The sequence below is a fragment of the Shewanella livingstonensis genome (genome assembly GCF_003855395.1).
GTDB classification, from domain to species: domain Bacteria; phylum Pseudomonadota; class Gammaproteobacteria; order Enterobacterales; family Shewanellaceae; genus Shewanella; species Shewanella livingstonensis.
This window is the reverse complement of record NZ_CP034015.1, coordinates 595,330-607,025: the sequence shown is the minus strand read 5'-3', so window position 1 is coordinate 607,025 and position 11,696 is coordinate 595,330. Positions and strand designations below refer to the sequence as shown.

The following is an 11,696-nucleotide window of genomic DNA, read 5'->3' as shown; positions in this document are numbered from 1 at the left end:
TTCAACCCTTTCTCGCAAATGAGGCACAAATATCGGCTACTCGTTCAGTCGCATCTAATACCGCGACGCCTCTTGCTTTATGACCCATTTGGGCTAGTTCTTGTCTATTTTCAGCAAATAACTGCAATTTCTCTGCTAGATTATCTGCATTTAAAATGGTTTGTGGTAATAAAAAACCCGCGCCGGCATCAACAAGTACCGATGCATTCACGGTTTGATGATCGTCAACGGCGTGAGGATACGGAACTAAAATACTCGGTAAGCCCACGGCAGCTAGTTCTGATACAGTAAGAGCGCCTGAACGACATACCACGACATCTGCCCAACGATAAGCAGCTTCCATATCATCAATAAATTCAGCCACATTGACACTGTCTGATTGTCCGAGTTGTTGATAACTGGCTTTTACAGTGGCTTGATTATTTTTGCCTACTTGGTGCCAAACAGTCAGTGAATGGTATTTGCATAAATGAGCCACTACTGCCGGCATAACATCATTCAACACTTTAGCGCCTAAACTTCCCCCTACCACTAATACTCTTAATGCATCTGCTTGTGGGGTTTTAATTTGTTCACCTAACTCAATCAGTTCTTGGCGAATAGGATTGCCCACAACTTCAACATTAGCCACGTTACTGGCAAAGGTATTTGGGAATGCGCACAATACCTTTTTGGCAATCTTAGATAACAATTTATTAGTTAATCCTGGAATAGCATTTTGCTCATGCAATACCAGTGGAATACCGGATAATTTACCCGCTACGCCACCTGGTCCACTGGCAAATCCACCCATACCTAAAATCACATCAGGCTGAAAATCATCAATCACAGCTTTGGCTTGAATAATTGAACGGATAATTTTAAATGGCGCCGCTAACTTACGCATAAGTCCGTTACCACGCACGCCTTTAATATCGATAAATTCAATATCAAACCCATGCTGTGGAACTAGCCTAGCTTCCATACGATCGGCTGTACCTAACCAACGAATTTGCCAACCTTTCTCAGCTAAGTGTTTTGCCACTGCAAGAGCGGGGAAAACATGACCGCCAGTACCACCTGCCATAATCAATATTTTAGGAGAACTGCCAATATTACTGTTCATTAACTCGTTCTCCCTTGTACGGCTTGCACCAAACTAACTCGACGTTCATGATCAATCCTAACAAGCAACATGACCGCAGCGGTCATAATCCACAAACTACTGCCACCATAACTAATAAATGGTAGGGTTAACCCTTTGGTTGGTAACATACCAATACTGGCACCTACGTTAACGACGGTCTGAAAACACACCCATATGCCAACGCCATACGAAACATAACTTTCAAAAGGGCGCTGCATTTTTAAACATAAATTGCCCAATCTAATGGCACGAATAGCAATAAAAAATAGTGTGCATAACACCACAATAATACCGGTAAACCCAAGTTCCTCACCGATTACCGCGAAGATAAAGTCGGTATGTGCTTCAGGTAAATAAGCCAGCTTCTGGATACTGTTTCCTAAACCTTGACCAAACCAATCACCTCGGCCATAAGCCATTAATGACTGCGTCAACTGGTAACCACTGCCAAACGGGTCTTCCCATGGGTCCATAAACGAGGTGACTCGTCGCATACGATAAGGTTCAAATAATACCAGTAACACAAATGTCGCTACGCCAAGTAACACCAACACCATAAAGTCAGTGAGACGTGCACCCGCTAAAAATAGCAAGCTCACGGTACAAACGAACAGCACCACCACGGTACCCAAGTCAGGTTGTAATAAAATCAACACGGCGAACAAACCGTAAACCCCAATCGGTTTATAAAAACCTTTACGGTTTTCACGTAGTTCACCATGGCGACGAACTAAGTAACCCGCCATGTAAACTATAAACACAAACTTCGCCATTTCCGCGACTTGGATCCTAATAGGACCAATAGACAGCCAACGACGTGCACCATTAACCGACGTACCAATAAACAGTACCGCTATCAATAATATCAACACGGCTAACATCAACATGCCGCTATTTTTTTCCCAATAGCTCACTTCAAACTTAAGTACCACAAATGCAATCACCACACAGCCCACAAGATAAAGCACATGGCGGTACATAAAATAAAGTGGATCGCCAGTCAGCTTAGTCGCTTCAGGCATAGAAGCGGACATCACCATAACGAAGCCAAAACACATCAAGCCGACAATTGCGACTAAAAAACTGCGGTCGTACAGCGGCATACCCGGAGTATGATCATCTGATAATAACGAGGGCAAAGTCCAATTAAGGCCTCGTTTAAACAAGCTAAGTTGCTGCTCGCTATTCGCCATCGACTAATGACTCCACACATTGCCTAAAGTCATCACCGCGAGCCATAAAGCTCTTATACATATCTAAACTGGCACACGCTGGAGACAATAATACGATGTCACCAGATGATGCTAGTTCAGCCGCTTTAGCGACAGCTTCAGCCATCGTTGCCACCTCAATAGTGCCTGGCTTTAACTTAGCTATTTTTCGACCATCTCGCCCCAAGGTAATCAGCTGAGTAATATTGGCTAACGGTTCTGCAAGAGGGCGAAAGTCGCTGCCTTTGCCATCGCCACCGGCTATCAAGTATAAATCACCTAGGTGTGAGTTAAGTCCCTCCAGAGCGGCAACCGTCGCGCCGACATTGGTGGCTTTAGAATCATTGATGTACGACACACCTTGTTTAACAGCCACAAGCTCGCAACGATGGCTTAAACCAACAAAGGTTTTCGCTACGTTAATCATCGGCTCTTTACCCACACCACAAGCATCAGCTAATGCCATTGCGGCTAATAAATTTGCATGGTTGTGACTGCCAATTAACGTCACATCATTTAAGTTAATAATTTCACTGTCACCATGAAAAACCTTGCCATCACTTAATCCCCAGGCGTCACCTTCAGGCACGCCTAAACCAAAATTATTTTGATTCATTGGTTCTATAGGATAAGTGAGCTGATCGTCACGGTTGTACATTACAAAGCGGCTTTGTGGGTATAACCGCAATTTTGCTTCGCGGTAAGAATTCAGATCACTATAACGATCCATATGATCTTCACTAATATTAAGACACGTTGCTGCAATACAATTTAACGAATGAGTAGTTTCTAGTTGAAAACTAGACAGTTCAAGCACGAAAAAGTCAGCATCTTGAGGTAATAAATCTAACGCAGGAGTGCCAATATTGCCGCCAATCGCTACTGACTTACCAGCAGCTAGCAGCATTTCGTACACTAGTGTTGTCACGGTAGACTTACCATTAGATCCCGTGATACCTACAACACATGGTTTTTTGTTGGCAATATCTCGAGCAAACAACTCAACATCACCAATCACCTCAATACCCATATCAAGTGCGGCCCGCACTTCAGGTGTATCAATCGGTACACCTGGACTAATGATAATTTGGCTGGCTTGCACTAAATATCGACAATCAAACCCACCAGTCAATAACTCAATATCGGCAAACTCTTGAGCCAATGCCTCAGCACCTGGAGGATGACGACGACTGTCCATCACTAAAGGTTTAATGCCTTTAGTCGCTAAAAAACGCACGACCGAGAGCCCTGTAGCCCCTAAGCCTAAAACAATGTGCGTGTATTGAGTTTGCATAATACTAACCTTTATTAACTGCTTAGCGTAATTTTAGCGTCGCAAGACCTAATAGGACTAAAAACAATGAGATAATCCAAAAACGTACAATAACTCGCGGCTCTGGCCATCCTTTTAATTCATAATGGTGATGAATAGGCGCCATACGGAAAATACGTTGGCCACGTAACTTATACGAGCCCACCTGTAAGATCACCGATACCGTTTCCATCACAAATACGCCGCCCATAATGACCAACAAAATCTCTTGGCGAACTAGAATCGCAATTACGCCCAATGCTGCGCCCAATGCCAATGAACCCACATCGCCCATAAACACTTGTGCAGGATAAGTGTTAAACCACAGAAAGCCCAAACCAGCCCCGACCATTGCAGTACACACAATCACTAATTCGCCCGCTAAAGGTAAATGTGGGATGTGTAAATAACTGGCAAACTGCGCATGACCAGATAAGTAAGCTATCAATGCAAAAGCTGCTGCAACCATCACCGTTGGCATAATCGCCAAACCATCTAAACCATCGGTTAAGTTCACCGCATTACTCGCACCCACAATGGTGAAGTAAGCTAAAACAACAAACATCATGCCTAATTGAGGCATGATGTCTTTAAAAAATGGCACCACTAATTGGGTTTCCCCACCCATGGTCGATGAACTGTACAAATACACCGCCACTACTAAGGCCGCGATAGACTGTAGGGCATATTTCCAACGTGCAATAAGGCCTTTAGTATCTTTTTTTACCACTTTGCGATAATCATCAATAAAGCCAATAGCACCAAAACTAGCGAGTACAAATAAAGTCACTAATACGTAACGATTGGATAGATCACCCCATAACAACACACTGATAAAAATCCCAGCAAGGATCATTATTCCGCCCATTGTCGGTGTACCACGCTTGCTGAAATGAGACTCTGGGCCGTCACTTCGTACCACTTGACCAATTTGCAATTCTTGCAAACGCTTGATCAAAATAGGTCCCCACCATAAACTAAATACTAATGCAGTTAACAAGCCTAAAATTGCCCGGAACGTTACATACGAAAAAACGTTAAACCCTGAATAAAACTGGGTTAAATACTCGGCTAGATAAACCAGCATCTACACTAACTCCCCACGCCCATAGGCATCTAATAAACTGTCCACAACTCGCTCCATGGCGGCGCTGCGGGAACCTTTAACTAAAACGGTGATATTACCTGTGGTATTTGCTAACTGTTTTTGTAATGCCACAATTAATGCCTCTTGAGCAGAAAAGTGTTCACTACCAAATGCTTCACTGGTATTTTCCGATAACTGGCCACAACAAAATAATGACTCTATGGTTGAATTTTTAACCTGTAACCCAATGCTGGCATGCAAAGGGGCAGCATTGTCGCCTAATTCGCCTAAATCTCCCAGCACTAAACAACGATATCCATCACGTTGTTGCAACCAATTAATGGCTGCACCGACCGACGTTGGATTAGCGTTATAACTATCATCAATTAATAATACTCGGCCAAGATCATGAGGCTGCATACGACCCTTTACAGGTTTCAGTAAAGCAAAGCCTTGTGCAATTTCAGCAAGCGATAGCCCTAGAGCAATTGACATTGATGCCGCAGCAAGCGCATTACTTACTTGATGCATGCCAGCCAATGGCAAATGCACAGGCTTATGTTGATCATTAAAGGTTAATGTAAACTGATAACAACCATTGGCATCAGCCACTATGTCTGTTGCAGTAACATCCGCATCTACATTCTTATCACATGAAAAACGCAACTGCTTATGGCCTTTAGAGCGTTGCAACATAAAATCGGCAAACTTGTCGTCAGCGTTAATAATCGCAGTGCCATTTGATGCCAAATGGTTAAAAATTTCAGATTTTGCTTGAGCAACACCTTCTAGCGAACCAAACCCTTCAAGGTGTGCATTGCCGACGTTATTCACTAACGCGACTTGAGGTTGTACTAACGATGAGGTGTAATCGATCTCTCCACGGTGGTTTGCGCCAAGTTCAAAAACCCCGTATTCATCGCCTTCACTTAACCGCAGCAAAGTTAACGGCACACCAATTTCGTTGTTAAAATTACCGGCGGTAAATAACACTTGGTGATGTTGAGATAAAATAGTAGCCAGCATTTCTTTAACGCTGGTTTTACCGTTGGACCCAGTTAATGCTACGCAAATAGGCGCTACAGTTTGACGCACAAACATGCCTATTTTACCCATAGCCTTTTGGGTATCGCCGACCACAATTTGTGGAATATCGGCTGCAAAAGAATTGTCGACTAATAGATGATCAACCAACAGTGCTACTGCACCATTTTTAATCGCTGTATCGACAAAATCATGACCATCAAAACGTTCGCCTTTTAACGCGATAAACAAGCATTGAGCGGGAATGTTCCGACTATCAGTACTCACACTGGTAATCACACTGTCTTGACCGGTTAACGTACCATTAAGATATTGAGCTAATATCGACAAAGTGACGCTAATCATGATGCCTCCTGAGACAAGGTTAATGCTAAAGCGCGCTCATCATAATCGATGCGTTGACCTGCCACTTCTTGATAGGTTTCATGACCCTTACCAGCAAGCAGCACAATATCGTTAACGTGTGCCAATGAGGTCACTTGGGTAATAGCTTTAATACGATCAACCTGGGTGAGCACATTTTGAGGCTGATTAATTCCCTGTAAAATATCGTTTATAATGGTTTGCGGATCTTCACTGCGGGCATTATCACTAGTGATCATCACTTTATCTGCATATTGTTCAGCTGCACTGGCCATCAAAGCACGCTTACCTTTATCACGATCGCCACCGCAACCAAATACACACCATAACGTCCCTTTGCAGTGAAGTCTTAGTGCTTTTAGCGCTTGCTCAATAGCGTCAGGAGTATGAGCATAATCAACAACTAACGTCGCTTTATTGGCCGATGTAAAACGTTCCATACGTCCTGCAACTGGTATTAATTGTGGGATGACCGCTAATATTGATGCCATCGCAGTTCCTTGTAGATACAGCACCGATATGGCGGCTACAAGATTAGACAAATTAAAGGCACCTAATAACGGTGAACTAAACGATGTACTTACTGGCTGCCCACTGTCAACATCGACAAAATGCAATGTCGCTGTCACGCCTGCATCATAATATTTGATGAAATCACAATAAAAATCGGCCGAGGTATTACCTTGAATACTAAATGATTTATTTTTATTATCAGCCAGTTCAGTTAGCCACTTAGCCCCAACTGCATCATCAATATTAATGACACCATGCTGGACACTCGGAAATTGAAATAAGCGTTTTTTAGCCGCAGCGTAGGCATCCATATCACCATGGTAATCTAGGTGATCACGACTTAAATTGGTAAAGACTGCGATATCAAATGGAGCAGCTTCGACTCGCCCTTGGACTAAACCATGACTTGATACTTCCATGGCACACAGCTCAGCACCCTGGGCAACAAACTCTCCAAGTTGGCGCATAACAGTCACAGCATCGGCTGTGGTATTGCCACTATCAACAAGTTTTCCCCATAAGCCATTGCCTAACGTGCCCATTACGGCTGCTTTATGTCCAAGTAAATGTACAATTTGCGCGATAATCTGGCTTACAGAAGTTTTGCCATTAGTTCCCGTGATCCCAATCAAAGACAACGATTGGCTATTGGGTAAATAAAACTGCGCGGCAACCGCCGATAATTGACGACTTAACTGGCAAAAATACACTAACGGCACAGTATATTGAATCCGGTCGACCTTACCGTGCTCATCTGGATTATCAGTATGCACCAGTATTATTGCTGCTCCCGCTTCAATAGCTTGAGGAATAAAGGCTCGGCCATCAACTTTATAACCCGGCAAGGCCACAAATAAACCGCCCGCTTTAACCTCACGACTATCAAGGGTTAGCCCATTAATAGATTCACGGCCAGAGTAGTGAAACCACGGTGCTAATAAATCATTTAATAACATCGTTCTGCGCTCCTCGTGCAGTGGCCAAATGAACAGCCTCCTGCTCTGAAATCGGTTCAACATTGAGCATTTGTAAGGCACCAGACATTATTTTAGCAAAGGCCGGACCAGCAACGTCGCCACCGTAATATTTATCGCCTTTAGGTTCATTAATCACTACGGAAATAGCCAATCGAGGTTTATGAACAGGAGCAACACCAGCAAATAAAGCAACATAATCATCACCATAACCACCGGCAACAGCTTTACGGCTAGTGCCGGACTTGCCTGCGACTGGGTAGCCATCAATATGAGCTTTAGTACCTGTGCCTCCTGTTTCTGTCACTCCTACAAGCATTTGCATGACTTCATGAGCAACTTTATTTGAAATCACTTGCTCACCCTTAGGAGGCTGTTTCAGTTTTAAAATGGATACAGGATAAAGTACACCACCGCTGCCTAACGTGGCGTACATACGTGCAATTTGTAACGGGGTAGCGGTAAAACCATAACCAAAAGACAGAGTGGCACGCTCAAAGTCAGACCAACGATGGCGATTATGAATTAATCCTGCACTTTCGCCGGTTAAATTAATCCCTGAATAATTACCTAATCCCATGGATTGGTATGTACCGAGTAATTGTTCAACGGGCATAGACAAGGACAACTTACTAATTCCCACGTTACTCGATTTAACTAAAATTTTAGCTAACGTCATATCACCATAGTTATTCGAATCGCGAACTTGACGCCCACCAATTCGCATCCACCCTGGTGATGTCGATATTAATTCATTCACTTTCACAGTGCCTGCATCAAGGGCTGCAGCAACAACAAAAGGTTTAATTGTCGAACCAGGTTCGAATGTGTCAGTTAAGGCGCGGTTGCGCATACGATGAGGTTGTAAATTATCTCGGGCATTAGGATTATATGAAGGAGTATTCACCATCGCTAACACTTCACCCGTAGATACATCGATAACCACCACAGATCCTGAAGTCGCTTGGTATACTTCTGTCGCACGTTTCAATTCACGATAGGCTAACTGTTGAATGCGTTGATCGATACTGAGCACTAAATCGTTAGAACTTTCGCCTTCTTGGACGATATCTAAACGCTCAACCACACTACCGTCGCGAGATTTACGCACCTTTTGCTTCGATGGTGTCCCTGTTAACCAGGTATTGTAGGTATTCTCAATGCCTTCGATACCCACATCGTCGATATTAGTGATACCAATTAACTGAGCGGCAATTTCACCCGCAGGATAGTAACGGCGAGATTCTGATTTAAGATAAATACCGCCAATTTTTAGCTGTTCAATATAGTCAGCTACAGCTGATGTCACTTGACGTTTAAGGTATACAAAGCGTTTTTTAGGGTTGTTTTTAACCTTATTGACCAGTTCATCAACAGGTTCTTGCAGTACATCAGCAAGGGCTTGCCAACGGCGCATATCTTTAAACGCATCTTGATCATAGGCATGTTTTGGGTCAGCCCATACTGCTCTAACCGGGACACTAACCGCTAACATATCGCCATTGCGGTCGGTTATTAAGCCTCGCTGGACTTGATTACTCGTGGTACGTAACGTGCGCATGTCACTTTCATGGCGCAGTTTATCTGGCTCAATAATTTGAATATAAGCGGCACGTGCAACTAGACTACAAAATAATAACAATACGAAACCCACCACAACGTATAAACGCCATGGGATCAGTTCGTGACCTAATTTTTGTTTTGCTTGTCTAGCCATATTCCCTATGCTCACTGGACTCGAATGATAACTTCCTCCTTAGGAAGCGGCCGAGACATATTTAATTCTTTGGTTGCCATCCGAGTCACACGACTGTGTTCAGATTGCGATTGTTCTTCTAATAATAAGTTGCGCCATTCAATATCTAAGCGATCTTGTTCTTGTAGCAACTGATCCCACTGGGTAATCAACTTACGTGTTACATGGCTGGTGTAAACGACGGCGACACCATTTATCACAACCAACAAACTCAACAGCACGACCCACTTGTGGTGCCACATGTCGAGGAACACAATCCGAGGCAAATTTAATGGTGATTGGCTCACATTATCCTCGGCAGTTAGTAATCCAGACGCTCGGCAACTCGTAATACTGAGCTGCGCGCACGTGGATTTAGCTCTAATTCTGCATCAGAAGGCTTTAGTGCCTTACTAACCGCTTTTAATTTACGAGATTTATTCAACTCAGCTTCCATAATAGGTAAACCATGTGGCACGCTTTCACCTTGACTATGGCGACGAATAAAACGCTTAACCATACGATCTTCGAGTGAATGGAAACTGATCACAGAGAGACGTCCCTGAGGTGCCAGCACGGCTAATGCACCTTCTAAAGCTTGATCTATCTGTTCTAATTCACTGTTGATATAAATACGAATAGCTTGAAACACTCGCGTGGCTGGATGCTTATTACGTTCTTTATTTTTGGTAATACGCGCAATTAAATCAGCTAAGTCTTTGGTGCGTAAAAAAGGGGCTTTTTCACGATCAGCAGCAATACAACGGGCAATATGACGCGAATTTTTTTCTTCGCCATAGGTTTTAAATACCCATGCCATGTCTTCAATTTCAGCACGAGCTATCCACTGAGCTGCCGTTTGGCCTTGGCTATTGTCCATACGCATGTCGAGCGGACCATCACGTAAAAAACTAAAACCACGTTCTGCATCATCTAATTGTGGCGACGACACCCCAAGATCAAGTAATACACCATTGATCTTGCCTGTTAACCCAAGCTCTTCAACATACTCAGCTAATTGACCAAAGCCACCGTGGACAATTTGGAATCGAGGGTCATCGGCAAACTGCTTCGCAGCCTCGATGGCTTGCGGATCTCTGTCAATGGCAATTAAACGGCCATTATTACCTAAATGACTAAGTAAATGACGCGAATGCCCACCACGGCCAAAAGTGCCATCGATGTAGATGCCATCACTTTGGATATTGAGACCGTTGACGGTCTCATTGAGTAATACAGATAAATGGGCAAACTCTTGGCTCATTGGGTTCTTCTAACCTTTTTGGTAACTACAGTGAAAAGTGTGCCAGGCGTTCATTGCTGGCTAAATCTTGGCTTTGAATGAGCGTATTGCCATCATCCATTTGTTGCTGCCAAGCAGACTCTTCCCATAATTCAAATTTATTCAGTAGGCCCACCAGCATGGTTTTCTTTTCTAAACTGGCGAAACTTCGCAATGCCGGCGGAATAACAATACGTCCGTGGCTGTCTAGTTCACAATCTTGTGCGTGACCTAGTAATTTTCGTTTAAAGGAGCGTTCAAGTGGATCGGTGTCAGAAAGCAAGCTTAGCTTGGCTTCAATTTGCTCCCATTCGTGTAACGGATAAATCAACAAACAAGCGGCTTCAATATCAACGGTCATAATCACAGTACCGGCATGCTCCACACATAACGCATCACGGTATCTCGCTGGAATAGCGATCCGCCCTTTAGCATCCATGTTGATTGCACTAGCACCTCGAAACACGTTATTTAACCCTTATTGTTATCATTTGATCCACAATGATCCACTTCTCCCCACAAATGCTAAGTTTAGGGACTCTATGCAAGTGTTGTCAAGGGATGGACAGATATATTAAATCCAGACCCCAAGCGGGTTAGCAGCAAATTAATATCAAGCAGGATGAATGACAGAGCTGTCAGTACAAAACAGCTAAAAATCAGGGTAAATGAGTTAAACCAGACACATAACGGTCACTTTATCGGCTAAAATAGACATGCGATCTTTTTAATTAATCTTCTTTTATTGTTCAAATATTCGGTCTTTACCACATAATATTGCTCAGCAACCTCATTTTAACTACATTAAAAATCAACAAATAGTCGACTGAGTCCACTTTTCTCGCTTAAAAAACGCATCATTATTTGCTAATAGTAAAACGCTAGCGCTTAACTTTACGATGTTCATGATTGATAGCGTAATGTTGAGGGCAAGTATTTTATCAATTCATCTTGTAATCACAGTGAATTATTCTTAATGCCTTATTAAGCACATAGGGATGTGACGACATCAATAGCGATTAAAAGCAGTTCGATAACAAACATTAATA

At 43.2% G+C, this 11,696-nt stretch carries 10 protein-coding genes; all 10 read right to left on the bottom strand.

Features of this window, described 5'->3' with window-relative positions:
• Position 1 precedes the first annotated feature (1 nt).
• From murG to mraZ, 10 genes are read right to left on the bottom strand one after another with little or no spacing between them, the layout of a single operon-like run.
• Positions 2-1,105: an undecaprenyldiphospho-muramoylpentapeptide beta-N-acetylglucosaminyltransferase gene (gene murG, locus EGC82_RS02795; protein WP_124729404.1), complete on the bottom strand. Its 1,104-nt coding sequence runs from the start codon at positions 1,103-1,105 to the stop codon at positions 2-4.
• The gene (gene ftsW / locus EGC82_RS02790) at positions 1,105-2,319 is read right to left on the bottom strand and encodes a cell division protein FtsW (RefSeq protein WP_124729403.1); all 1,215 of its coding nucleotides are present in this window, start codon (positions 2,317-2,319) and stop codon (positions 1,105-1,107) included. The genes murG and ftsW overlap by 1 nt, the downstream gene beginning before the upstream one ends.
• Positions 2,309-3,631 (bottom strand): UDP-N-acetylmuramoyl-L-alanine--D-glutamate ligase, encoded by a 1,323-nt coding sequence (gene murD, locus EGC82_RS02785; RefSeq protein WP_124729402.1) that lies wholly within the window; start codon positions 3,629-3,631, stop codon positions 2,309-2,311. Before murD ends, ftsW begins: the two co-directional genes overlap by 11 nt.
• 22 nt (positions 3,632-3,653) lie before the next feature.
• Positions 3,654-4,736 (bottom strand): phospho-N-acetylmuramoyl-pentapeptide-transferase, encoded by a 1,083-nt coding sequence (mraY, locus tag EGC82_RS02780; protein WP_124729401.1) that lies wholly within the window; start codon positions 4,734-4,736, stop codon positions 3,654-3,656.
• Positions 4,737-6,125, bottom strand: a complete 1,389-nt coding sequence (locus EGC82_RS02775) for a UDP-N-acetylmuramoyl-tripeptide--D-alanyl-D-alanine ligase (RefSeq protein WP_124729400.1) — start codon at positions 6,123-6,125, stop codon at positions 4,737-4,739.
• Positions 6,122-7,612, bottom strand: a complete 1,491-nt coding sequence (murE, locus tag EGC82_RS02770; RefSeq protein WP_124729399.1) for a UDP-N-acetylmuramoyl-L-alanyl-D-glutamate--2,6-diaminopimelate ligase — start codon at positions 7,610-7,612, stop codon at positions 6,122-6,124. Before murE ends, EGC82_RS02775 begins: the two co-directional genes overlap by 4 nt.
• Positions 7,599-9,347 (bottom strand): penicillin-binding transpeptidase domain-containing protein, encoded by a 1,749-nt coding sequence (locus EGC82_RS02765; RefSeq protein WP_124729398.1) that lies wholly within the window; start codon positions 9,345-9,347, stop codon positions 7,599-7,601. The genes murE and EGC82_RS02765 overlap by 14 nt, the downstream gene beginning before the upstream one ends.
• Before the next feature lie 11 nt (positions 9,348-9,358).
• Positions 9,359-9,673 (bottom strand): cell division protein FtsL, encoded by a 315-nt coding sequence (ftsL, locus tag EGC82_RS02760; RefSeq protein WP_124729397.1) that lies wholly within the window; start codon positions 9,671-9,673, stop codon positions 9,359-9,361.
• Positions 9,674-9,687: 14 nt separating this feature from the next.
• Positions 9,688-10,629: a 16S rRNA (cytosine(1402)-N(4))-methyltransferase RsmH gene (rsmH, locus tag EGC82_RS02755; RefSeq protein ID WP_124729396.1), complete on the bottom strand. Its 942-nt coding sequence runs from the start codon at positions 10,627-10,629 to the stop codon at positions 9,688-9,690.
• A gap of 25 nt (positions 10,630-10,654) precedes the next feature.
• Entirely contained in the window at positions 10,655-11,113 is a 459-nt protein-coding gene (mraZ, locus tag EGC82_RS02750) for a division/cell wall cluster transcriptional repressor MraZ (protein WP_124729395.1), read from the bottom strand.
• Positions 11,114-11,696: the final 583 nt, after the last annotated feature.